At 65.8% G+C, this 22,176-nt stretch carries 23 protein-coding genes and 1 pseudogene; 10 read left to right on the top strand and 14 right to left on the bottom strand.

Features of this window, described 5'->3' with window-relative positions:
• Positions 1-21 precede the first annotated feature (21 nt).
• Positions 22-1,191: a thiolase family protein gene (locus tag NV1_RS01265; RefSeq protein ID WP_067884581.1), complete on the bottom strand. Its 1,170-nt coding sequence runs from the start codon at positions 1,189-1,191 to the stop codon at positions 22-24.
• 109 nt (positions 1,192-1,300) lie between these two features.
• Here NV1_RS01265 and NV1_RS01260 point away from each other — a divergent pair, with 109 nt between their 5' ends.
• A complete protein-coding gene (locus NV1_RS01260; RefSeq protein ID WP_067884579.1) occupies positions 1,301-1,828 on the top strand; it encodes a winged helix-turn-helix transcriptional regulator in 528 nt (175 codons plus the stop codon).
• Here the strand turns inward: NV1_RS01260 and NV1_RS01255 are convergent.
• Positions 1,821-2,906, bottom strand: coding sequence for an ABC transporter ATP-binding protein (locus tag NV1_RS01255; RefSeq protein WP_067884577.1), 1,086 nt, complete (start codon positions 2,904-2,906; stop codon positions 1,821-1,823). The genes NV1_RS01260 and NV1_RS01255 overlap by 8 nt on opposite strands.
• A gap of 321 nt (positions 2,907-3,227) precedes the next feature.
• Here NV1_RS01255 and NV1_RS01250 point away from each other — a divergent pair, with 321 nt between their 5' ends.
• A complete protein-coding gene (locus NV1_RS01250; RefSeq protein ID WP_067884575.1) occupies positions 3,228-4,022 on the top strand; it encodes an LLM class F420-dependent oxidoreductase in 795 nt (264 codons plus the stop codon).
• Positions 4,023-4,201: 179 nt separating this feature from the next.
• Here NV1_RS01250 and NV1_RS01245 read toward each other — a convergent pair.
• Positions 4,202-5,089 (bottom strand): annotated as a pseudogene (locus tag NV1_RS01245) (LysR family transcriptional regulator); the annotation flags it as partial.
• A 167-nt stretch (positions 5,090-5,256) separates the two neighbouring features.
• Between NV1_RS01245 and NV1_RS01240 the strand changes: the two are divergent.
• On the top strand, positions 5,257-6,174 hold the full coding sequence (locus tag NV1_RS01240; RefSeq protein ID WP_067884571.1) for a TIGR03620 family F420-dependent LLM class oxidoreductase: 918 nt from the start codon (positions 5,257-5,259) through the stop codon (positions 6,172-6,174).
• 96 nt (positions 6,175-6,270) lie between these two features.
• On the opposite strand, the gene NV1_RS01235 is transcribed toward NV1_RS01240, so the two are convergent.
• The 5 genes from NV1_RS01235 to NV1_RS01215 all read right to left on the bottom strand — a co-directional run bounded on the left by NV1_RS01235 (position 6,271) and on the right by NV1_RS01215 (position 9,651).
• On the bottom strand, positions 6,271-6,582 hold the full coding sequence (locus NV1_RS01235) for a cupin (protein ID WP_067885024.1): 312 nt from the start codon (positions 6,580-6,582) through the stop codon (positions 6,271-6,273).
• A gap of 363 nt (positions 6,583-6,945) precedes the next feature.
• The gene (locus NV1_RS01230; RefSeq protein WP_218026897.1) at positions 6,946-7,884 is read right to left on the bottom strand and encodes a class I SAM-dependent methyltransferase; all 939 of its coding nucleotides are present in this window, start codon (positions 7,882-7,884) and stop codon (positions 6,946-6,948) included.
• 66 nt (positions 7,885-7,950) lie between these two features.
• Positions 7,951-8,448: a VOC family protein gene (locus NV1_RS01225; RefSeq protein ID WP_067884568.1), complete on the bottom strand. Its 498-nt coding sequence runs from the start codon at positions 8,446-8,448 to the stop codon at positions 7,951-7,953.
• A 112-nt stretch (positions 8,449-8,560) separates the two neighbouring features.
• The gene (locus NV1_RS01220; protein WP_067884567.1) at positions 8,561-8,761 is read right to left on the bottom strand and encodes a DUF397 domain-containing protein; all 201 of its coding nucleotides are present in this window, start codon (positions 8,759-8,761) and stop codon (positions 8,561-8,563) included.
• Positions 8,758-9,651: a helix-turn-helix domain-containing protein gene (locus NV1_RS01215; RefSeq protein WP_067884565.1), complete on the bottom strand. Its 894-nt coding sequence runs from the start codon at positions 9,649-9,651 to the stop codon at positions 8,758-8,760. The genes NV1_RS01220 and NV1_RS01215 overlap by 4 nt, the downstream gene beginning before the upstream one ends.
• Positions 9,652-9,826: 175 nt before the next feature.
• Here NV1_RS01215 and NV1_RS01210 point away from each other — a divergent pair, with 175 nt between their 5' ends.
• From NV1_RS01210 to NV1_RS01200, 3 genes are all read left to right on the top strand, one after another.
• The gene (locus tag NV1_RS01210; protein ID WP_157116395.1) at positions 9,827-10,084 is read left to right on the top strand and encodes a hypothetical protein; all 258 of its coding nucleotides are present in this window, start codon (positions 9,827-9,829) and stop codon (positions 10,082-10,084) included.
• 187 nt (positions 10,085-10,271) lie between these two features.
• Positions 10,272-10,595, top strand: coding sequence for a hypothetical protein (locus NV1_RS01205; RefSeq protein WP_157116393.1), 324 nt, complete (start codon positions 10,272-10,274; stop codon positions 10,593-10,595).
• A gap of 2 nt (positions 10,596-10,597) precedes the next feature.
• Positions 10,598-10,789, top strand: coding sequence for a hypothetical protein (locus NV1_RS01200; RefSeq protein ID WP_157116391.1), 192 nt, complete (start codon positions 10,598-10,600; stop codon positions 10,787-10,789).
• Positions 10,790-10,905: 116 nt separating this feature from the next.
• On the opposite strand, the gene NV1_RS01195 is transcribed toward NV1_RS01200, so the two are convergent.
• Positions 10,906-11,841: an AraC family transcriptional regulator gene (locus NV1_RS01195; RefSeq protein ID WP_067885021.1), complete on the bottom strand. Its 936-nt coding sequence runs from the start codon at positions 11,839-11,841 to the stop codon at positions 10,906-10,908.
• A 102-nt stretch (positions 11,842-11,943) separates the two neighbouring features.
• Between NV1_RS01195 and NV1_RS01190 the strand changes: the two genes are divergently transcribed.
• Positions 11,944-12,366, top strand: a complete 423-nt coding sequence (locus NV1_RS01190) for a nitroreductase family deazaflavin-dependent oxidoreductase (RefSeq protein ID WP_067884558.1) — start codon at positions 11,944-11,946, stop codon at positions 12,364-12,366.
• 52 nt (positions 12,367-12,418) lie between these two features.
• Here the strand turns inward: NV1_RS01190 and NV1_RS01185 are convergent, their stop codons facing one another.
• The 4 genes from NV1_RS01185 to ggh all read right to left on the bottom strand — a co-directional run bounded on the left by NV1_RS01185 (position 12,419) and on the right by ggh (position 16,251).
• Positions 12,419-12,988, bottom strand: a complete 570-nt coding sequence (locus NV1_RS01185) for a TetR/AcrR family transcriptional regulator (RefSeq protein ID WP_067884556.1) — start codon at positions 12,986-12,988, stop codon at positions 12,419-12,421.
• Positions 12,981-13,832: an alpha/beta fold hydrolase gene (locus NV1_RS01180; protein WP_067884554.1), complete on the bottom strand. Its 852-nt coding sequence runs from the start codon at positions 13,830-13,832 to the stop codon at positions 12,981-12,983. Before NV1_RS01180 ends, NV1_RS01185 begins: the two co-directional genes overlap by 8 nt.
• Before the next feature lie 213 nt (positions 13,833-14,045).
• The gene (locus NV1_RS01175; protein ID WP_067884552.1) at positions 14,046-14,804 is read right to left on the bottom strand and encodes a glycoside hydrolase family 25 protein; all 759 of its coding nucleotides are present in this window, start codon (positions 14,802-14,804) and stop codon (positions 14,046-14,048) included.
• A 112-nt stretch (positions 14,805-14,916) separates the two neighbouring features.
• Positions 14,917-16,251: a glucosylglycerate hydrolase gene (gene ggh, locus NV1_RS01170; protein WP_067885019.1), complete on the bottom strand. Its 1,335-nt coding sequence runs from the start codon at positions 16,249-16,251 to the stop codon at positions 14,917-14,919.
• Positions 16,252-16,397: 146 nt separating this feature from the next.
• Between ggh and NV1_RS01165 the strand changes: the two genes are divergently transcribed.
• Positions 16,398-17,102: an SDR family oxidoreductase gene (locus tag NV1_RS01165; protein WP_067884550.1), complete on the top strand. Its 705-nt coding sequence runs from the start codon at positions 16,398-16,400 to the stop codon at positions 17,100-17,102.
• Between the two features lie 238 nt (positions 17,103-17,340).
• Positions 17,341-18,174, top strand: coding sequence for a polysaccharide deacetylase family protein (locus NV1_RS01160; protein WP_084524957.1), 834 nt, complete (start codon positions 17,341-17,343; stop codon positions 18,172-18,174).
• Positions 18,175-18,680: 506 nt separating this feature from the next.
• On the opposite strand, the gene leuS is transcribed toward NV1_RS01160, so the two are convergent.
• Positions 18,681-21,581, bottom strand: a complete 2,901-nt coding sequence (leuS, locus tag NV1_RS01155) for a leucine--tRNA ligase (RefSeq protein ID WP_067884547.1) — start codon at positions 21,579-21,581, stop codon at positions 18,681-18,683.
• Between the two features lie 178 nt (positions 21,582-21,759).
• Between leuS and NV1_RS01150 the strand changes: the two genes are divergently transcribed.
• A complete protein-coding gene (locus tag NV1_RS01150) occupies positions 21,760-22,176 on the top strand; it encodes an SdpI family protein (RefSeq protein WP_307627718.1) in 417 nt (138 codons plus the stop codon).

The following is a 22,176-nucleotide window of genomic DNA, read 5'->3' as shown; positions in this document are numbered from 1 at the left end:
CCGGCCCTCTGCCGGGGACGCTCAGAGGCGTTCCAAAATCATGGCATTGGCCAAACCGCCTGCTTCGCACATGGTCTGCAGGCCGTAGCGGGCGCCGCGTTCGCGCATGGCGTGTACGAGGGTGGTGGCCAGGCGTGCTCCCGATGCGCCGAGGGGGTGCCCCAGGGCGATCGCGCCGCCGTGGACGTTGACTCGGCTCAGGTCGGCGCCGGTGTCGGCGGCCCAGGCCAGGACTACCGCGGCGAACGCCTCGTTGACTTCGAACAGGTCGATGTCGGAGAGTTGCAAACCACTGCGCTCCAATACCTTTCGCGTCGCCGGGATGACCGCGGTGAGCATCAGCAGCGGATCGTCGCCCGCGACGGCGAAGCTGTGCAGCCGGGCCAGCGGGGTCAGACCCAGTTGAGCGGCCTTTTCGCTGGTCATGATGAGGACCGCGGCGCTGCCGTCGTTGATCTGACTGGCGTTGGCGGCGGTGATGTTCCAGCCGATCTCCGGGAAGCGGGCGGCGTAGTCGGGACTGTGGAAAGCCGGACGCAACGCGCCCAGCGTCTCGAGCGTGCTGCCGACCCGAATTCCCTCATCGGTCGACAGACCCTCCAGCGGAACCAGTTCCGCCTCGAAGGCTCCGCTCTTCGTCGCCGCGGCGGCCTTCTCGTGACTCGCGAGCGAGAACTCGTCCAGCGCGGTGCGCCCGATCTTCCACCGCGACGCGATCAACTCCGCGCTGATACCCTGCGGCACAAGCCCTTCCGGATAGCGCTCGGCGAAGGCGACCCCGCCGATATCGGTGCCTGCGACCACGCTCGACCCCATCGGAACCCGGCTCATCGATTCCAGACCGGCCGCCACCACGACGTCGTACGCACCGGAGATCACCCCTTGTGCGGCGAAGTGGATGGCCTGCTGACTGCTTCCGCACTGCCGGTCCACGGTCGTCGCGGGCACCGATTCGGGATATCCCGCGGCCAGCGCGGCGCGCCGGCTGATGTTGACGGACTGTTCGCCGACCTGGGTGACCACGCCGCCGATGACGTCGTCGATCAGCGCCGGATCGATGCCGCTTCGCCGCACCACCTCCCGCAGGCTGTGGGCGAGCAGGTCCACCGGATGCACCCCGTGCAGCGCGCCGGTCGGCTTGCCCTTGCCGATCGGGGTCCGCACGGCCTCGACGATCACTGCGTCTCTCATGGCGATTCCTTCCGACCGACCGCGACGATGCGGTCTCACTAAGTCGTTCTATAGCCAGAGTAGGAGGCTGACAATACCCACCACAAGTCAGAGTCGTATGATGTGTGTCATGTCTGCTGTACTGGAAGGCCCGTTACGTGATCTGCGTTCGTGGAAGCCGGAGGGATGTTCCGTCGTCAAGGCGCTGGACGTCATCGGCACCCGTTCCGCGATCCTGATCCTGCGCGAGGCCCTCTACGGCACCACGCGATTCGACGGATTCGCCGAACGCGTCGGGATCACCGACGCGGCCGCGGCCGCGGCCCTGCGCAAGCTCACCACCGCGGGCCTGCTGCGCAAACAGCCCTACCGTGAAGAGGGCAAACGCACCCGCAACGAATATGTGCTCACCGAGATGGGCCGTGATGCGATCCCGGTCGTGCTGGCCCTGTGGCAGTGGGGCGATCAATATCTGCAGGGCGGGACCCCGCCGCTCGAGCGGTTGGAGAACGATACGAGCGAGCCGGTCCGGGTGGAGATCCGCAGCGCGGCCGGAAACGAGGTTCCCATGGACAATCTGCGGATTCGCCTGAATCGGGAGTGGTGGCGCGGCCGGGCCCGCGACGAGCGGCGAGCCCGGCCGGACGAAATCAGTTGAGCCGCTTACCCGCTTCGGGCGCGAAGAAGTAGACGTTCTCCGGATCCGCTGTGAGAGAAAGCTTGTCGCCCTTGGTCGGCGGGTTGCGCCAGTCGACTCGCGCGACGATGGATTCCTCCGCGCCCGAACTGTTCTCGTTCAGCGCCCGCCCGTACACATAGGCGTCCGAGCCGAGCTCCTCGACCACGTCCACCTCCATCGCGATGCCCTTGCCCGATTCGGTGAACTCGAAGTGCTCGGGCCGGATACCGACCACGACATCTCCGTTCACGGCATCGGCCACCGTGCGCGGCACCTGCAGCGCGTGACCGCCCAGCTGCGCGGCCCCGTCCGTGAGCGGGAGGGTGAACAGATTCATCGCGGGCGAGCCCATGAATCCCGCGACGAACAGATTCGCCGGATTGCGGTACAGATCGCGCGGGGTCGCGCACTGCTGCAACAGACCGTCCTTGAGCACCGCGACCCGGTCGCCCATGGTCATCGCCTCGACCTGGTCATGCGTCACGTACACGGTGGTCGTGCCCAGTCGGCGCTGCAACTGCGCGATCTGGGTGCGGGTCTGCACGCGCAGTTTGGCGTCCAGGTTCGACAGCGGCTCGTCCATCAGGAACACCTGCGGCTGCCGCACGATCGCGCGTCCCATCGCGACGCGCTGGCGCTGACCACCGGACAGCGCTTTCGGTTTGCGATCCAGGAACTGTTCCAGGTCCAGGAGTTTCGCCGCCTCGCGGACCCGCTGCTCCTTCTCCGCCTTGGCGACCTTGGCCATCTTCAGCGCGAAGCCCATGTTCTCCGCGACGGTCATATGCGGGTAGAGCGCGTAGTTCTGGAACACCATCGCGATATCGCGCTGCTTGGGTTCGGCATTGGTGACGTCGTTGTCGCCGATCAGGATTCGGCCGCCGTCGACGTCCTCGAGTCCGGCGAGCATGCGCAGCGAGGTCGATTTACCGCAGCCGGACGGGCCGACGAGAACCAGGAATTCCCCGTCGGCGATCTCCAGGTCCAGTGCGTCGACGGCGGGTTTGGCGGCGCCCGGATATACCCGGGTCGCGTGGTCGAAGGTGACCGTGGCCATCAGAAAACATCCCTTCACCGGCAGGAACGTGCCGGACGATCCGAGTAGAGGGTGGGCGCGGCGAGCCGCAGAACGAAATCCTACTGTGTTTGTTTTGCGCTGGCTCCGCTTCGCTCCGCCGCCGCGGTTCGCGGCCCTCGAAGGCTCACTTCCGGGCCCCGTGCGCGAGACGGGCCGCGAACATCGAAGCGGGTGTTCCTGGTCGATACCGTGCGTCGGTTCGCTGTGGGCGTACGTGCTCGACGGACATCTCGGACATCCCGGCGGTAGCCTCTGAGGAGTCATTCCCAGTGCTGAACGCTCATACCGAGGAGAGCATTCATGACCCGACCGGTTCGCATCGGAGTCCAACTACAGCCGCAGCACGCGCCCGAGTACAACCTCATCCGCGATGCCGTGCGCCGCGCCGAGGACGCCGGGGTGGACGTCGTGTTCAACTGGGATCACTTCTACCCGCTCTACGGCGACCCCGACGGCGCCCATTTCGAATGCTGGACCATGCTCGGCGCGATCGCCGAGCAGACCGAGCGCGTCCAGCTCGGCGCGCTGGTCACCGGCGGCGGTTACCGCAACCCCGACCTGCTCGCGGATATGGCCCGCACCGTCGACCACATCTCCGGCGGACGCCTCATCCTGGGCATCGGCGCGGGCTGGTTCGAGAAGGACTACGACGAGTACGGCTACGAATTCGGTACCGCCGGAACACGTTTGGCGTTGCTCGCGGAGTACATGGAACGCCTGACCGCGCGCCTGGGCAAACTCAACCCGCAGCCGGTCCGCGATATCCCGATCCTGATCGGCGGCGGCGGCGAGCGAAAGACCCTGCGCCTGGTGGCCGAATACGCCGACATCTGGCACACCTTCGCCGAAGTCGATGTCCTGGAACGCAAGTCGAAGATCCTCGCCGACCACTGCGCCGACGTGGGCACCGACCCCGGCACCATCGAACGCTCGGTGAACTGGCCCGGCGCCGAAGCCGCCCCCAGCCTGGTCGCCGCCGGAGCAACCCTGTTCACCGTCGGCGCCGGCGGCCCCGACTACGACCTGAGCACCCTGGAGGAAGCCATTCGCTGGCGCGACGAATTCAACCCGGAGTCAGTGTCCGGAATCGCCTAGGGCCGCATAGGTATTCGTGCTTCTCGGTGGCCGGAGGCGGCCCCGGATTCGGGCCCGGATCGATCGCCGGCGAGCCAGTGCGCTCAGATCGGTGGCGGCACGGAATCGAACGTCGGTTCCCGGTCTGGGGTAACCGCGACAGGATCGGATTCCGTGCCTTCGCGGATGTTTGCAGTCGAGCCCGTGAGCTGCTCCTGTGCGTATTTGGCGAAAGCGGTGACCAGGCGGTTTCGGGTGTTGCGGCGGGTGGCCAGGACGACGTGGGCGGGGTCCACGCCGTGCAGGGGGATCGCGATGACGTCGGGGCGGAGGGTGGTGAATTGGCCGCCCGCGGTGATGGCTATGGCTTCTCCGGCGGCGATCACCTCGAGTTTGTCCTCGAGGGCTTCGATGATCGGGCCGTCGGGGGCGGGGCGCCCGTCGGGGCGGGGGTCGATATTCCAGTAGGCGCTCCAGGCGGGGTCGGATCGGCGCAGGCGCGGGACGGGTTCGTCGGCTATGTCGTCGAGGGTGAGAAAGTCCTTGTGCGCCAAGCGATGATCGATCGGCATGAGGACGACGCGTGGTTCGTCGTAGAGGATGGTGACCTGTAGACCCTCCACAGGGAAGGGGAGCCGGGTCACGAGTGCGTCGACCCGGTGATCGAGCAGTGCGGCCGGGACGTCGGTGATCTGCACATGCTGTGCGCGCACCTGGGCGTCGGGATGGCGGCGGCGCATCTCGCGCACCACCGGGGTGATGATCAGGTCCCCGGTGTAGCCGATCGTGACGTGGCCGGGACTGGCGGCGGCGCGGGTCTGCGCGACGACCCGGCCCGCGGTGCGCAGCAACGCTCTGGCCTGCGGCAGGAACACCTCACCCGCTTCGGTGAGCCGGGTACCCTGCGGTCCGCGATCCAGCAGCCGCGCACCGAGCTGCTTTTCGAGCCGGTTGATCTGGCGGCTCAGCGATGGCTGCGTGACGTGCAGCGCCTCGGCGGCGCGACCGAAATGCCCGTGCGCGGCGACGAGAGTGAAGCAGTGCACCAGCCGCAGGTCGAGATCCACCGTGGGCGGGACGTCGGTCATCACCCCACAGTATCCCCGCGTGTGCGAGCCGCTGGCTCATCAACGCTCACCAACTGCGGTGATGCACGAATCGCAATGCCTGATACGAAAGATTCATTGGATTGCGCCCCTCGCCTCGCAGCACAGTGAACACATCCGCCGTCGCGAATTCATCTGGAGGAACGCCCATGACACTCCCCCCTGCCGTGGATACGGCCCGGCGCGCGCTGGGACCGGTGGGCCTATGCCTGCCGGTCTCCTTCACCAGCACCCCGGCCGCCGCCGCGCAGCGCGAGGCGGGCCGTCGCCTCGAGCAGGCCGGTTACCGCGCTGTCTGGACCAATGAGGTCATCGGCAAGGACGCCTTCACGCACCTGTCCGTGCTGCTTGCCGCAACCGAACGCCTGACGGTGGGCACCTGCGTGGCCAATATCTGGGCCCGCTCACCGCAAACCGCACACGGTGCGGCGGCCTACCTCGCCCAGGCGTATCCGGACCGTTTCGTACTCGGCCTCGGCGTCGGCTATCCCGAGCAGGCCGAGAGCGTCGGCCGTCCGTTCGGCAGCCCACTGGCCACGATGCGCGATTACGTCACCGGCATGAACGCCGAAACCTGGCCTCCCGCACCGGATTCCACATATCCACGCATCCTCGCGGCGAACGGCCCGAAAATGCTCGCCCTGGCCGCAGAGATCGCCGACGGCGCACTACCCGCCGCACTTCCTCCCGAGCACACCGCTGCGGCCAGACGGACACTCGGCCCGGACAAACTGCTCGTAGTGGGCCTGTCCGTGGTGATCGCCGATGATCTCGCCCGATCCCGCGACGCCGCCCGCCGGGTCGTCTCCACCTGGTCCGCCCGCCCGTCCTTCCGGAACACCATAGCCGAATACGGTTATCGCACAGCGGAAAACACCGTCGCCGACGATCGCGTGGTCGACGCCCTCGTCGCCCACGGCACACCGGATTCGATCGCGGAGAAGGTCCGGGAGCACCTCGCCGCCGGAGCCGACCACGTCACCCTCCTGCAACCGATCGGCACCGAATTCGCCTCCGGCATAGATGGTTACGTCAAAATCGCCCCGGCCTTGACCGGCCTCGCCTGACAACCCGCCGCGCCTGCCGCCTTGTACTGCGCGGTGCCCGGGTTCGGTCCGCCCGCTCGCCGCGAACGGCCCGAGGCACAGCGACCGGTTACCCGATCAGACGCTCCCCCTACGTTCGACGACGAGAATCCGGGCTTCCGGCACCGGATGCGCGACGTGTTCGTCACCGACTTCGGCGTAACAGATCCGGCCGGGCGTCAAGCGCTCGACTCGTTCATCGCCGTTCTCGCGGTAGTACATGTCGACCGCGCCGTCCAGTACGACGAAGACCTCCGGACCGTCGTTGACGTGCCATTCGTATGGTTGATCGGTCCAGTGCAGCCGGACCGTCGCGGTGTCGATCTCGGTGATATCGATGGCTCCCCACGGGCGGTCCGCGGTGAAGTCGCCGGCCTCGAAGAAACGCATGCGTCGATCATCGCATCGCATCGGGGAGCGGACCGGCGGCACGGACGCTACCTGCGGTAACGGTACTCCCAGCGGAGGGACGAGGGTGACCACCGGTCCGGTGATCGCGGCGCGGTGATCGGTCATGGCCAGCGGGGCCGACCGCCGGCATGGATATCTGCCGGCAGCCGTTATGAAAGCGGCCCGAACTTATTCGATGATTGCGCCCCGGTACAGATTGCAGATCCGATCCTTGCTGCCCGGTCGCGACGACCGTGACCGGCTGTGAAGTGTGATGAGGGCTGGATATCGGCTCGGTGCAGCATCGGGTATCGATCGAGGTGGATTCGCGGTCGATGCCGGCGGATGCTGAACGAGTTCGCGTCAGGGTTTGGTTGCCCGGATCGAGAAGGTCAGCGGCAGCGGGTTTCCCGGTAGCCGCCAGCGGCCGTCGGGGCCTTGTCGCATCTGGGGTAGCCGTTGGTATGTGGCCCAGTCGAACTCGTGCACGAAATCGATGCGCAGCCCGGCGGTGACGATCGCGGTGATGATGTCGCCGAGGGAGTGCTGCCATTCATAGCAGACGGGATGGTTCAGGGTGTCGGTATCTCCGGTGTAGGAGCCGTGCTGTTCGGACCGTAACGGTTCCCGACGGTGGAAGTAGCTGATTGCAGTGTCGATTTCGGGTCGGTCGTCGTGGAGAATGCCGACGAGCGGGTGTCCGTCGGCGAGGTAGAACACGCCGCCGGAGTCGAGGTATCGTGCTGCGACCCGGGCCCATTGCGTGATGTCGGGGATCCAGCACAGCACTCCGTAGGTCGCGTAGACGATGTCGAAGGAATCGTCGAGCATCCCGGGCAGGTCGTAGATGTCGGTTCGCAGGAACCGGGCCGGTAGATCCAGTTGGCGGGCAAGCGATTGCGCGAGGGCGATGGCTTCGTCGGCGATATCGACACCGGTCACTGTTGCGCCCAGTCGCGCCCAGCTGAGGGTGTCCATGCCGAAATGGCATTGCATGTGTAACAGCCGCTTTCGGTCCACCGGCCCGACTTCGGATTGTTCGTGGACTCCGATGCTGTCAGCGCCCGCGAGGAAGCCATCGAGATCGTAGAACGCCGACTGTGCGTGCAGCCGGGTTCGATCGTTCCAGTTCTGCCGATTCGCCTCGATGAACGTCTCGATGCCGGTGCCGGGTGGTGGCGTCATGTAGCCATCGTGGCTGCGGGTCTGGATGGCTGCCACCGAATTTGCCGAGTCAGGGCTCGAATCTGCCGAACCATGGGAGATATCGAGCAGGAAGCTGCCCAGGTCGTGATCGGCCACGCTCGCCAACTCGAAACCCTCTGTTGTCGCCTGACAGCTGCTCTTGCGACGTCCACGCACCTACGCTCAGCGGGCCGAACGCATGTACTCGTCGATGGTGCGGAAGATGGTGTCCGGGCCACCGTCCCACACGGGCCTCGGGTCCGGTTGCCCTGGAACGGGCTGGTACACCCACCAGAGATTGCCCCATGGGTCCTCGATACGAGCGAGCGTCGATGATCCGTAGAACGGAGTCGGAGGGGTCACGACCACAGCTCCTCGATCCACGGCGCGCCGCAGCACCGTCTCGACATCGGAGGTCCAGACCTGGAACATGCCGGAATGCGTACGCCAACCTTCCTGCGCGTCGGCAAGCAGCACAAGGGAATCACCGACACGCAGCTCGGCGTGAATCAGCCTGCCCGTGGGCGTCGGTGTGCGCACCTCCACCACTTCACGGGCGTCGAAGACCTCCTCGGCGAACGCTATGAAAGCGGCCGCACCCTCCAACACGATGAACGGATTGAGCGTATGACCGCGCCCCGTGATGGTGGCGGCGTCGAGCATGATCTGATCCTTGGCCATGCACACCTGCCTACCAGGCAGCACCGACACATCGGCACCGACCGATCGCCGACCTCTGTAAGGGGCCCGGCGCCACGAGCCATGGCGATGGCGATGTGGGGTCGCTTGGGCCTCAGCCGAATTCGTCGTGCTGGATTACCGATGTGAAGGCGGTCCACTCGTCGGGGGAGAAGATGAGTGCTGGGCCTTCGGGGTTCTTGGAATCGCGGACGCCGACGCGTCCGGCGGGTAACCAGGTGACTTCAACGCACGCCTCTTTCGCAGTGCTCATGCTGGATTTGAACCACTGTGCATCGGTCAGATCGATCGTCACGGTTGGTGTCTCCTCGCTACCTGCCTGAGCAGATCTCTCGATGGTTCTTCCTCCAATGAGGCGCTCTTGATGGCCTCATGGATCTCTCGATAGCGCTTCACGTCGTTGCTGTCCTCGAAAAACATTGTGCCGATAGCGCCTTCCGTATAGACGACCGGCGGCTCCGCCTTGAACCCACGGATGTCGGCCGGGAATTCGAGCATGATGTACGGCGGTATACCTACGCCTTCAGCGGGTAGGCTGGCCGATAAAGGCAGGATGCGCACACTGACATTGGGGCGGGTGCCGATATCTGCGACATGTCGCGCCTGTGCGGCCATAACTGCGGGTGATCCGACCACAGTATGGAAGACAGATTCATGGATGACGAACTCTGCTGCGACCGGACTGCGGTGCCGAGTGAGAATCGCAGCCCTGCGGATTCTGAGATCGACACGCCGCTGGACGTCATCGGGTGTTTCATTCGGAAGATAGTTCCGCTCGATTGATTTCGCGTAACCCAAAGTCTGCACCAGACCTGGGACGATAAGCGGTTGGTAGAACGACAGCCGTGACGCCCCGGCTTCCAAGCCCAGGTACGTGTTGTACCCCGGGAACAACAAGTGTCGAGACGCCTGCCACCAGGACCTCGTAGCCATCTGTTGCGCAAGGGCTTTCAGCTCCTCCACACGTTCGGTGGCCAGACCGTACAGCTCACCGAGTGCCTCGATATCTCTCAATCGGACCTTGTCGTTCTGACCCTTTTCCATTCGGCCGAGTGAGGTTTTGCCCATCTCCATAAGTTGGGCGGTACGTTCCAAAGTGAACCCGGCCCCTTCGCGAGCGTCCCGAAGTGCGCGGCCGAGTTGGCGCCGCGGGAGTGTCGAACCGGGCTGATCTTCTTTCGTCATGAGTTCCCCCTCCCCTGCTCGGTCCGAAATGCTCGGTCCGTATCGGACCAGAACCCGGTCCGATTCGGACCTTATTCTACGGGAAATCGGACCGGATTCTGGTCCGATGGACGAATTGTCCCGGATCTGTGTTCGTAACTGTCGCAGCGTTGTTCGGTGAAGCACGATGGTCCGCATGGTTCGACAGCGCGGATATCTCTCGATCGCACAGGCCCGGGTGCTGCGGGTGCTGAGTTGCGGCGGGATGCTCACCGAGCGTCAGATCGCGGCGTCGGCGGGTCTCGGCGCGTGGCGAGTTCGCCAAGCGGTGTCGAGCCTGTTCGAGCGCGATTTTATCGTCACCGGGGCGCGCAGGGGGCGTTATGAGATCACCCGGCTGGGACGAGACGCGTTGGCGGCCGGCGGGTCCGGCCACGGCCGACTGGACGCCTGAGTCACTTCGACGAATCCGGTACTGCACGAGGAGTGCGAAAAATGGTGAATTACACAGGAAATGGGGATGATCCAATGCTGGCATCGGGGGTTTGCGACCATTCCGAACTGGAATTGGCGCATAGGCTGATGCAACAACAACGCATGCGCCGAATGGATTGGCGCGCCGGTGGCCGGGGGTGACCGCCGTGACCGCATGGGACGCGATATCGAGTGTGGCCACGGTGATCGCGGCCAGCGTGGCGGCACTGCTCGCGGTTGCGTGCGCATGGCCGGACTCCGAACGCCGCCGCGAACCCCGCCGCGACCACACCCGCCGCACACAGATACCGTGGCCCGAGCACTGGAGCTGCGAGCTTCCGGGCCGCCCGCTCACGCTCGCCGAAGCTCACCGCGCGGTGCAGATTCATCGCGAACATGATTGCGCCAGAAAGCATGTGGCCCTGGCGATGCTGGTAGCGCAGGGGCGGATAACTCCCGACTCCTCCCGGCGCTATCGACAGTGGGCCTGACCGTGGACCAAGGTCCGGCCGAGCAGTCATCAGCACAACTCCGCGAGCTCAGCGCCCGCGCCGAGCGAGCAGGCTATCTGCTCGACTGCGACCGATGGTCATCCGCCGAATGGCGATTGTGCGATGTCGCCGATGGCGAATTGCTTTACGAGGCAGCAAGTCTCGATGACATCGCCCGCTGGCTCGGGACCTGACTCCAGCCGCGACCGCGGATGGTCCGGGCCGAGTTCACGCGCTCGAGGGATTCCCGCGTCTCGTCCTCGCCGATGGCGCAGTCGGGGTCGGAGGAGAGTCGGGGGCGGAGGCGAACTCAGCGGGTGGTGCTCGCCGCACGCACCGCGTGGCGGTAGGTCCCGGGCGCTTGGCCCCGATCCCGCCGGAATGCTCGACTGAAGGCGGGCATCGAGGTGTAACCGACTGCGTGCGCGATGGTTTCGAGGGTGTCGTCGGTATCTCGCAGGCGGATTGCGGCGAGGTTCATTCGCCAGCGGGTCAGGTAGCTGCCGGGGGTTTCGCCCGCGACGGTGCGGAATCGGCGGGCGAGGGTGGTGCGGGACACCGAGAGTTCGGCGGCCAGGAGTTCGGTGGTCCAGGGTCTGGATGGGTCCTGGTGGAGTTTGGTCACCGCTGGACTCACCAGCGGGTCGCTCAGCACGCCCAGCCAGGAACCCTTCTCCTGCACCGGGTTTCGGCACATCCAGACGCGGATGAGTTGGATGAGCAGGATATCGACCAACCGGTTGAGCACGACCGCGCCGGCGATCTGTGGAACCGCCAACTCGCGGGCCAGCAGGCGCACGGTGTCGTCCAGGCAGCTGCCGCCGCTGTCCGCGCGGATGTGGACCATCTCGGGGAGCGAGATCAGGACCTGGGTGGATACCACCGGGTCGTATTCGTAGGAGGCGCCCAGGATGTGAGTACGGATCTCGCCCTCGCCGATGCGCAGCACACTCGCCTGGGCACGGGCCTGCTCGGTCGTCGCGCAATCGCAGGAATACGCGACGGGGTCGACATCGCTTCCCAAAGTGTGCTCGGACCCGGTCGGCAGCAGAACGACGTCACCCGGCAGCAACTGCTCGGCCTCGAGCCCGGGGACGCGCAGCCACGCCATGCCCGAGGTGACGGCGTAGAACACGGGACGACCGATGTGCTGCCAGGAGGTCTTCCAGATCTCGCCTGCCTCGATACGCGCGCCGAGGGCGCCGCGGACTCCGGCGACGGTGAGCACATCGGCCAGTAGATCCACATATCCGATAGTACCGGTGATCTGATGCTGATGAAACAAATGGATAACTTATCGACCATTTCAGGCATTGTCCGTAGCGCCACCGGCCCATATGGTGGTGCCATGACAGAAGTTATCGACTTCGACGAGATGAACCGCAAGGTCATCGATGAGTTCCGCAGTACCGGCGGCAAGGGCTCCGGCATATTCGCGGACGTGCCGCTGATCCTGGTGCATCACGCCGGCGCGAAGTCCGGCATCGAGCGGATCGCGCCGCTGGTCTACTTCGGCGAGGGTGAGCGGCTGTTCATCTTCGCCAGCAAAGGCGGCTCCGACGAGAATCCGGCCTGGTACCACAATCTCGTGGCCAATCCGGAGACCACGGTGGAGGTCGGCACGCAAACCTTCCCGGTGGTCGCGAAGGTGCTCAGCGGCGCCGAGCGTGACGAGATCTACGCCAAACAGTCCGCCGTGCAGCCGCAGTTCGCCGAGTATCAGAGCAAGACCACCCGAGTCATCCCGGTCATCGAACTGGTGCGGGCCTGACGGGGTATACCGCTTGTCTTCTTCCGTGCGGTTCGCGGCCGCTGGAGCTGCGTCATCCGGCTGTGCTGCGGAGCCCGCGATCGATGAAGCTGATCATCCACTCGTAGCTGTCCCGCGGGTCGCCGGACCAGTGGAACCCGCCGGAGGCTTGCAGGCCGGCGAATCCGTGGAAGGCGCAGCGGAGGGTACGGACCGCGTGATCCATGTCCTGATCGGGAATTCCGTAGCCGCGCAGCACCGCCGCGATCGAACCGATAACGCGCCCACTGGATTCCAGTAACGGATCGTCCGGGCCGGTGAATTCGGCGGCGTTGATCGCGTTGTAGCGGCCCGGGTGGGCGGCCACGAAATCGCCGAAGGCGTGGGCGAATGCGTGCAACGCCTCGGTGCCCGACCGGCCGTGCATCGCGTCGCGGATCAGGCCGTCGGCCTCGGCCATGGCCAAGGCCGCGATATCGTGCTGTAGTTCCGCCAGGTTCGCCACGTGCTTGTAGAGCGAAGGTGTTCGCACACTGAGCTTTTCGGCGAGCGAGCCCATACTGAGGTTGGCGAATCCGATCTCGTCGGCCAGTTCCGCACCGGCGCGCACGACCTCGGCCCTGCTCAATCCTGCCCTAGGCATGCTGTTGTCCGGCAAGGAATTTCAGGGCAAGCTCGGCGACCCGCTCGGCGGCATCGGCGTGCGGGTAGTGCCCGGAGCCCTCGAGCATGGCGACCCGGCCCAGTCCGGCGGGCATCAGGGCGACGACCGCCTCTGCCTCGGCCTTCGGATCGGCCCAGTCCGGATCCTCGGTGCCCATGATGATCAGGACGGGGCAGGAGATGTTCGCCAGCTGCGCGTGTGCGTCGGCGGGGGTGGACTTGCCGGTCTTCATGAAGTCGGCGAATCGGCCGGGCTCGCGGAGTTTCGCCTCGAGTGCGGCCATGGCCTCGGCGTGGTCGGCAGGCTTGTTCGGATAGGCGACATCCAGGTAGCTCATCCAGATGCCGAGGCTCTTGAACAGCTGGGTGCCGATCAGCCGGAGCCCGCCGCGCCGGTAGCGCTCGACGGTCAGCAATGCGCCCAGCGGGAAGGTTTGCTCCTTGGTGAACGGGTCGAGTTCGACGATGGCGCTCACCAACTCGGGAGCCTTGGCCGCGGCGATGGTGGCCGCGCCGCCGGAGAGCGAATGGCCGATGATGACCGCCGGACCGCCCAGGTGCCGGATGAGTGCGAGCAGATCGCCGGCGACGTCGGTGCGGGAAATGGCCTCGCTGCCATCGTGTGAGGTCCAGTTCATGCTGGATTCGCCGTGCCCGCGCATATCGGCATTCGCGACCCGATAACCCGCGTCCACCAGTAGCGGGACCAGGTGGCGGAAGGCGTTGCGGTGATCGCCCATGCCGTGGGACAGCACGATCAGCGGGCCCTCGCCCGTCACGTCGTAGGCGATCTGTCCACCGTCGAGGGTCAGATACTCGGTCATGTCGACTCCTGTGGAGTGAGTAGATAAAGTATGTAGCCATAAAGCTAATTCAATTAGCCAAAAATGTCAACAGGTCGCTCGAATCGAGGTGATCGCGGAGGTTCCGCCCGGGCGCGCACGACCGTGGGACGGCTGCCGCGCCCGATGACCCGCTTCAGTTGCGCCCGCCCGCGTCGGGTATCGGGCAGCTGATGTTTCCGGCTGTGCTGTGATTCAGCTGCCGGCACTGCTGCCGAAGGACGGCATGTTGGCGTACTGGCCGAAATCGCCCTGGGCGCCGCTGTAGACGTCGACGTCCGTGCGGCCCGCGATACCGGGGATACTGCCGGAATCGGTTGTCTGCCAGAAGGTCCAGGTGGGCCAGCCGCCCGGGATGTCGGGCTGGGATTTCCCGCTGTAGTCGGCGATCCACAGCGGGTAGCGGGTGAATTGATCCGAATCCGCCATGGCCGTGCGCCAGAAGCGGGGATAGGTGTAGATGATCGGGAGGCGGCCGGTGAGGGCCTGCACCGTGTTGAGGTAGCGGTGCGTCCAATCGATGAGTGCGGCCGGGGGCAGCCCGCCGGAATCCTCGATATCCAGCACCGGCGGCAGATCGAGCATGCCGTTCTGCCCCAGGACCACCGTCGCGTACAGCGCGGCCTGCGGTTCGGGCGGGAGATTGGGGCGGGCGTAGTGGTATGTGCCGCGGGCCACTCCGGCCGCGCGCATCAGCAAGCTGTCGGGCACGAAGTACGGGTTGACGTAGCTCAACCCCTCGGTTGCCTTCAGCATGGCGAAGGCGTTGCCCGAGCCGCGCACGGCGAACCAATTGATCAACCGACCGTCCACGTGCTGCCACGACGAGACGTCCGGACCGGTGGGTGCGGCGATCGCCGGACCGGTTGCCGACAGTGTGCCAACTGCGGCCAATGCCGACAGTGACAGAAGTGCGCGACGAACATGGAGACGAGCCGTGATGCGTCGATACATGGTCAAAAGGGTAAGCGGATGTCGCTGTGGTGACCAGGGTTGTCACCGTGTCTTGTGGGAGAAGATTGCCTGAGATGTGCTGTTTTGGGGCAAACTCCAGAAAACCGCGGATTCAGCCGAGCCAGTCCAGCACCGAGGCGGCCGTCCAGGACTGCTGCATACTGCCCAGCGGCGCACCGCTGAACGGGTCGTAATACTCCGCGAAACTGCCGTCGGCGGCCTGTCGCAGCCCCTCCGCCCGGAGCATGAAGGCCCGCTCGGCCCAGCCCCGGCGAGCGAAGACCCAGCAGAACAGCCAGCTCATCACCGGCCAGACCGGACCGCGCCAATATTCGGTGCGGCGGAAATCCTTGGATACCGGGGAGGTGGACGGCGGCAGCGCGTAGCGCAGATCCGGATGTCCGCAAAACCGGGGCCCCTCGAACAGGCGCAGCAGGCTCCGTTCGGCCTCGCGGGGTAGCCCGCCGCACAGCAGCGGCGCGAACACGGCCAGGGTCTCGGTGTTGACCCAGGAGCCCTGCCGCAGGTCGTAGTCGCGCGCGGCGCCCGAGCGCGGATCGGTCGTCGCGATCACGCCCGCGCGGAAGTAGGCGGCCCATTCGTAGAGTTCGCGCACATCGGCGCGCGGCAGCCGGTAATCCTCACCGATCGCGGCGAGAACCTCGCAGGCCAGGGCGTAGATCGCGGTGACGAATACGTCCTCCACGGCGAAACTCAGCGACGACGCCTCTTGAAAATCGTCGTATCCACATCGGCGCATCTGCTCGACCAGCCACAGATAGCGGTCGTACTCCCGATCGGTGGGCCGCTGGGCGGGATCCACCAGCGTGTTGTCCGCGCGCTCGTAGGGCGGCAGATCGCCCGGGACGACGTTCTCGTAGGCGCGATCCCAGCGCGGCGAATTGTCCATCCCGGATTCCCAGCCGTGATAGATGGTGATGCGCCCGTTCTGCTTGGGGTCGCGCGAATGCGCCAGCCAGCGGTGCCAGCGCATCAGATCCGGCCAGCGTCGATTCAGGAATTCCTCTGCGACCGCACGGGTGCTGCGCCCGTGGCGGCGCGAATGATCGAGGATGCGCTGCACCGCGATGGCGTGTACGGGCGGCTGGGTGATACCGGAGGTGTCCGGCCCGTCGGGGGCGTTGGCGGCGAGTTTCTTGCACTCCCAGCGCGCCGGACCCGGGAAATAGCCATCCACACCGTTGGCGAACACGATGTGCGGGATCATGCCGTTCTTCCACTGCGCCGAGAGCAGGGTGTCGAGTTCGACCACGGCTCGCTCCACGCTCAGCGGGGCGAGTCCGACCGCGACGAATGCGGCGTCCCAGCTCCACATGTGTGGATACAGTCGAGGTGCGGCGCTGGTCATCGTCCCCAGATCGTTACCACGTAGCAGGTACGCGGCACGGGCTGCCAGCTGTGTGGGGGTGAAACCAGGCCCGTTCATCCCCCCATTCTGCGACGACACCTTCAGATATGCGCGTTGCGCGTCTCGGCCGGGCTGCGGCCGGTTCATCAGCGGCTCGTGGTCGGCGATGCTCACCGGAGTCCTTCGGTTCATGAGTTGCGGTGGTGAATGATTACCGTAGGCGCATGACCGCGCATGCTGCCGAGACGACCAGGCCGACCGCTCTGATCACCGGCGCGAGCCGGGGCCTGGGTGCGGCGATCGCCCGCGAACTCGCCCCCGCGCACCGCCTGCTGCTCGGCGCGCGCACGGCCGAGGCGCTCTCGGGGATCACGGCGGAACTGCCCGGTAACACCCCGTGGCCCGTCGACTTGACCGACTACGAAGCCGTCGCCGGGGCCTGCGCCCCGATCGATCGCCTCGACGTGCTGGTCCACAACGCCGGTGTGGCCGATCTCGGCACCATTGCCGAATCATCGGTCCAGCAGTGGCGAAACACCCTGGAAGCCAACCTGATCGCCGTCTCCGAGCTGACCAGGCTGCTGCTGCCCGCACTGCGCGCCGCCAGGGGCCACGTGGTCCTGATCAACTCGGGCGCGGGCCTGCGCGCCAATCCCGGCTGGGGCGTCTACGCGGCGAGCAAATTCGCCCTCCGCGCATTCGGTGACGCCCTACGTCTCGAGGAGCCCGAACTGCGCGTCACCTCCATACACCCCGGCCGCATCGACACCGATATGCAGCGCGCCATCGTCGCGGACGAGGGCCGCGACTACCGCCCCGAGGAATTCCTCACCGCCGCTACCGTCGCCCGAGCGGTACGCACCACGATCGAAACACCGCGCGACGCCCACCCCACCGAGATCGTCCTGCGCCCGATCGCCCGAACCTAGTCGCCGCTCACTCGGGCAGGCTCGAGCCCAAGCGCGGCAAATGATTTCGCGGGCACCCGGGTAACCAGCCGAATACGCGGGTATCCCGGCCGTCGGCCGGGCAGGGAAGGTGCCCGGCGCCCGGCAACCCACTGAACTCGCGGAGCGGCCCGGTCGTTTCGGGAGGAGGCGGGTGCGGGTAGATTCTCAGCGTCAGTGATCTCCGGCACGAAATGGTTCTGCGAATATGAATTCGACGATGAACCGTAGGCAGTGGTTGACGCTGCTCGCGGCTGGGACAGCCGCCGCATTGTCCGGATGCGATTCGACGCACGGTGTCGGGATTTCCGGCGCCGCGCCGAATCATCTGGCGAACGCGATCGCGTCGGCTCCGCCCTCGACGCCCGCACCGCCGCCGGCGCGGGCCGCGATTCCGCTGCTCCCGGCCCCGCCCGGTGGCCCGAAGACGCGCCTGTCGCGGCGAACCATCACCGCGCTTCCCGGCACGGGCAACAATCTCGCGCTCACCGTCGACGACGGCGCCGATGCCGATGTCGTCGGCGCGTACATCAAATTCGCCCAGGACACCGGCGCGCGCTTCACCTTCTTCGTCACCGCTTCCTACAGTTCCTGGACCGTGCACCGCGACGCGTTACGGCCGCTGGTCGAATCCGGGCAGATCCAGCTCGGCAACCACACCTGGAACCATCCGGCACTGACCAAGCTGTCCGCCGCGGGCGTCGCCGATCAGCTCGAACGCACGAAAACATTCCTGCGCAACACATTCGGCGTCGACGGCACGCCCTTCTACCGTCCGCCGTACGGCTTCCACAACGCTGCCGTGGACCGTGTCGCCGCCGAGCACGGCTACACTGTGCCCACCCTCTGGTACGGCTCGCTGAGCGATTCCTCGATCGTCACCGAGCAGTACCTGATCGAGATGGCCCACAAGTACTTCAACTCACAGGCGATAGTCATCGGCCATGCCAATCACCCTGCCGTGACGCACTGCTACAACCAGTTGGTGGACGTCATCAAACAGCGCAATCTGTCCATGGTCACCTTGAACGACGTCACGCTGCCGCCTGTCTGAGCGGTATGGGATTACCGCGCACACAACACCATTCGAAATATTGCGCTATTACGCTGCGTCGGTATCGGGACGAATATTGCTATCGTCTCGAATATTTCATTCATATGAAGTAAAGCCCAGGTAGATGGCTTATCGAATAGGATTACAGGCCATCGAGATAACTGGACGGTTGACAAACTCGCGGCCGACGAGAGATTTACCGCTACTGACCAGCGATTGGTAACAGCAGAGTTGGTAGGGCGATTAACCAGTATCGAAGGGAATCGCCAGAAGGGCGCCCCGTTATTTCGATTGGAGTCGTCGTCATGGACCTCGGCACAGCATTCAATGTGTTCCTCAGCCTCTTCGGTGTCCACCTCGGCACCGGAGGCGGCCTGAACCTCGGCACCGGATCGAGCTGAGGACCTACCGGAAACGGCGTGGGCGAGGCGGACGGCGCCTCGCCCACGGCTCACATCGTGAGCGAGGCCGGATTATCCGCAGCTCGAAGGTTCCGGAATCGGCTGTCAGGCAACGACGTTGACCAGGCGTCCCGGGACGACGATGACCTTGCGAGGCGTCTTGCCGTTCAGGAACTCCAGCAGCTTCTCATCGGCGAGCGCCACGATCTCGATCGCTTTCGCGTCGGCGTCGGCGGGGACGCTGACGCGGCTGCGGACCTTCCCGTTGACCTGGATGGGGTATTCGACCGAATCCTCCACCAGCAGTGCGGGATCGGCGAGGGGGAAGGGGCCGTGGGCCAGGGCTACGGTGTGGCCCAGGCGCTCCCAGAGTTCCTCCGCGATGTGTGGAGCCATCGGGGCCAGCATCAGGACCAGGGGTTCGACCACCGAACGCGGAGAGCCTTCGGGGTAGTTCTTGGTCAGGAAGTTGGTCAGCTCGATCAGCTTCGCGCCGGCGGTGTTGTCGCGCAGGTTGGCGTAGTCGTCGTCGGCTCCGGCAATCGTCTTGTGCAGCAAGCGAAGTGCCTCGGGTGACGGCTCGGCGTCGGTGACCCGCAGTGCGCCGGATTCCTCGTCCACCACCAGCCGCCAGACGCGCTGCAGGAAGCGGTGCGCACCGACGACGTCCTTGGTCGCCCAGGGGCGCGAGGTGTCCAGCGGGCCCATCGACATCTCATAGAACCGGAAGGTGTCCGCGCCGTACAGATCGCACATCTCGTCGGGGGAGATGGCGTTCTTCAGCGATTTGCCGATCTTGCCGTACTCCTGGAAGACCTGCTCCTCGACACCGGAGGCTGTATCCGATGAAGCCTCCTTCGTCGGCGGGGTCCAGAAGAACTTTCCGTCCCGCTCGACGATCTCCGCCGCCGGGACGTACGCCCCGCGCGCATCGGTGTAGGCGAAGGCCTGGATGTAGCCCTGGTTGAACAGGCGGCGATACGGTTCGGCGCCGGTCACATCACCCAGATCGAACAGCACCTTCTGCCAGAACCGCGCGTACAGCAGATGCAGCACCGCGTGTTCCACCCCGCCGACGTACAGGTCGACACCGCCCGGATCCTGGTCACCGTGCTCGATGGGACGCGGTCCCAGCCAGTACTTCTCGTTCTCCGGAGCGCAGAAGGTCTCGGCGTTGGTCGGGTCGGCGTAGCGCAGCTGATACCAGGAACTGCCCGCCCAGTTGGGCATGACGTTGGTGTCGCGGCGGTACTTCTTCGGGCCGTCACCCAGATCCAGTTCCACGTGCACCCAGTCGGTGGCCTTGGCCAGCGGCGGCGACGGTTCGGAATCGGCGTCGTCGGGATCGAAGGTTACCGGCGCGAAATCCTCGATCTCCGGAAGCGTCACCGGCAGCATGGATTCCGGCAGCGCGTGCGGTGCGCCGTCCTCGTCGTACACGATCGGGAACGGCTCGCCCCAGTAGCGCTGCCGGGCGAACAGCCAGTCCCGCAGCTTGTATTGAACCGTGCCGCGGCCGTGCCCGTCGGCCTCCAGCTGTTCGATGACGCGCGCCTTGGCGGCCTCGATCTCCAGTCCGTCCAGGTAGCCGGAGTTCACCAGCGTGCCCTCACCGGAGTGCACGCCCTGCGAGACATCCCCGCCCGCAACGACTTCCAGAATCGGCAGACCGAAAGCGGTGGCGAATTCCCAGTCCCGTGCGTCGTGACCGGGCACGGCCATGATCGCGCCGGTGCCGTAACCGCTGAGCACGTAGTCGGCGATGAAGATCGGCACCTGTGCGCCGTTCACCGGATTGGTGGCGTACGTGCCCAGGAAGACGCCGGTCTTGTCCTTGTTCTCCTGACGTTCCAGATCCGATTTCGCCGCGATCGACTTGCGGTATGCCGCAACGGCTTCGGCCGGATTCGCGGTCTCGCCGAACTGCCAGCGCGGATCGGTTCCGGCCGGCCAGAGGTCGGCGGTCAGCGTATCGACCAGCTCGTGTTCCGGCGCCAGCACGACATAGGTCGCACCGAACAGCGTGTCGGGCCGGGTGGTGAATACCTCGATCGTCTCCGAACCCGCGCCGAACCGCACCTGCGCCCCGCGCGAACGGCCGATCCAGTTGCGCTGCATGGCCTTGACGTTCTCGGGCCAGTCCAGGCGGTCCAGGTCGTCCACCAGACGATCGGAGTAGGCGGTGATGCGCATCATCCACTGCCACAGCCGTTTACGGAACACCGGGAAGTTGCCGCGCTCGGAACGCCCCTCCGCGGTGACCTCCTCGTTGGACAGCACGGTGCCCAGACCCGGACACCAGTTGACCATCGAATCGGACTGGTACACCAGACGATACGAATCCACCACGGCATTGCGCTCGGCCGGGGACAGTTCGGCCCACACCGTGCCGTCTCCGGGAGTTCTCGCGCCGCTGTCGAATTCGGCGATCAGCTCGTCGATCGGGCGCGCCTTGCCCAGATCCGTGTCGTACCAGGCGTTGTAGATGCGCAGGAAGATCCACTGCGTCCACTTGTAGAACTCCGGATCGGTGGTGGCGAACGAACGCCGCCGGTCGTGCCCCAGGCCCAGCCGGTCCAGCTGACGCTGCATGGTCGCGATATTCGACTCGGTGGTCACGCGAGGATGGGCGCCGGTCTGCACCGCGTACTGCTCGGCGGGCAGGCCGAACGCGTCGTAACCCAGTGCGTGCAGCACATTGCGGCCGGTCATGCGGTGATAGCGGGCGAACACGTCGGTCGCGATGTAACCGAGGGGATGTCCGACGTGCAGTCCCGCGCCGGACGGGTACGGGAACATGTCCTGGATGAACAGCTTGTCGGCGGGGATCTCGCCGCGCAGCGGGCCGACCGGATTCGGCGCGTGGAACGTCCCGCGCTCCTCCCACGCCTGCTGCCATTTGCGTTCGATACGTCCGGCGAGGTCGGCGTTGTAGCGGTGTGCGGGCACCTCGCCGCTGCCGTTCGCGGCGGCGCCGGTCGGTTCGGTTGCGCGAGTGTCCTGCACGATCCTGCCTCTACTTATCGAGCTCCCCGGAATGAACGTTGCTCATCAGGGTAGAGGGTGTGCACGTCAGCGCCCAAAAAGGCCCTCGGATCGAGCCGATGCCACGCAGTCGCCCGATGCATGGTGTGGGTCACAACCAGCGGGGTCGTGCTGGGTGGCGGGCTGGTGCGCGAGTACCGTGACCGAGGTGATCGTGGTGGCGTTGATCCTGTTCGTGCTGGCTGCGGTGGCTGTCGTCACAGGGGTGCTCGGGCTGACCGGCTCACTGCCGCCCAACCGATACTTCGGCGTGCACACCGAAGAGGCCGTGCGCAGCGAGGAGGCGTACCGGCTCGCCAACAAGGTCGCCGCGCCCACGTCGATCGGTGCGGGACTGCTGCTGATCGCGGGTGGCGTCGTCGCACTGGTGGCGGGTCCGATCGCCGGAATCATCGCCGCCGTCCTCGCCGCGGTCATCGCGCTGTTCACCCTCGGCGCCGGTGTGAACGCCGCCGGACAGGCCATCGCCCGGCTGGCCCCCGCCCCGGAGGTCGGCAGCTGCGGCAACGCCTGCGGCGCCTGCTCACTGCGCGACGCCTGCCAGCCCGCGAACTGA

The sequence above is a fragment of the Nocardia vaccinii NBRC 15922 genome (assembly GCF_001613305.1).
Lineage (GTDB): Bacteria > Actinomycetota > Actinomycetes > Mycobacteriales > Mycobacteriaceae > Nocardia > Nocardia vaccinii.
The sequence above is the reverse complement of the archived record's forward strand: the minus strand, read 5'-3'. Positions and strand labels throughout refer to the sequence as shown.

Coding starts and splice junctions, on each gene's coding strand:
- NV1_RS01265 (WP_067884581.1), bottom strand. CDS start 1,191: ATGAGAGACGCAGTGATCGTCGAGGCCGTGCGGACCCCGATCGGCAAG.
- NV1_RS01260 (WP_067884579.1), top strand. CDS start 1,301: ATGTCTGCTGTACTGGAAGGCCCGTTACGTGATCTGCGTTCGTGGAAG.
- NV1_RS01255 (WP_067884577.1), bottom strand. CDS start 2,906: ATGGCCACGGTCACCTTCGACCACGCGACCCGGGTATATCCGGGCGCC.
- NV1_RS01250 (WP_067884575.1), top strand. CDS start 3,228: ATGACCCGACCGGTTCGCATCGGAGTCCAACTACAGCCGCAGCACGCG.
- NV1_RS01240 (WP_067884571.1), top strand. CDS start 5,257: ATGACACTCCCCCCTGCCGTGGATACGGCCCGGCGCGCGCTGGGACCG.
- NV1_RS01235 (WP_067885024.1), bottom strand. CDS start 6,582: ATGCGTTTCTTCGAGGCCGGCGACTTCACCGCGGACCGCCCGTGGGGA.
- NV1_RS01225 (WP_067884568.1), bottom strand. CDS start 8,448: ATGGCCAAGGATCAGATCATGCTCGACGCCGCCACCATCACGGGGCGC.
- NV1_RS01215 (WP_067884565.1), bottom strand. CDS start 9,651: ATGACGAAAGAAGATCAGCCCGGTTCGACACTCCCGCGGCGCCAACTC.
- NV1_RS01210 (WP_157116395.1), top strand. CDS start 9,827: ATGGTTCGACAGCGCGGATATCTCTCGATCGCACAGGCCCGGGTGCTG.
- NV1_RS01190 (WP_067884558.1), top strand. CDS start 11,944: ATGACAGAAGTTATCGACTTCGACGAGATGAACCGCAAGGTCATCGAT.
- NV1_RS01185 (WP_067884556.1), bottom strand. CDS start 12,988: ATGCCTAGGGCAGGATTGAGCAGGGCCGAGGTCGTGCGCGCCGGTGCG.
- NV1_RS01180 (WP_067884554.1), bottom strand. CDS start 13,832: ATGACCGAGTATCTGACCCTCGACGGTGGACAGATCGCCTACGACGTG.
- NV1_RS01175 (WP_067884552.1), bottom strand. CDS start 14,804: ATGTATCGACGCATCACGGCTCGTCTCCATGTTCGTCGCGCACTTCTG.
- ggh (WP_067885019.1), bottom strand. CDS start 16,251: ATGAACGGGCCTGGTTTCACCCCCACACAGCTGGCAGCCCGTGCCGCG.
- NV1_RS01165 (WP_067884550.1), top strand. CDS start 16,398: ATGACCGCGCATGCTGCCGAGACGACCAGGCCGACCGCTCTGATCACC.
- NV1_RS01160 (WP_084524957.1), top strand. CDS start 17,341: ATGAACCGTAGGCAGTGGTTGACGCTGCTCGCGGCTGGGACAGCCGCC.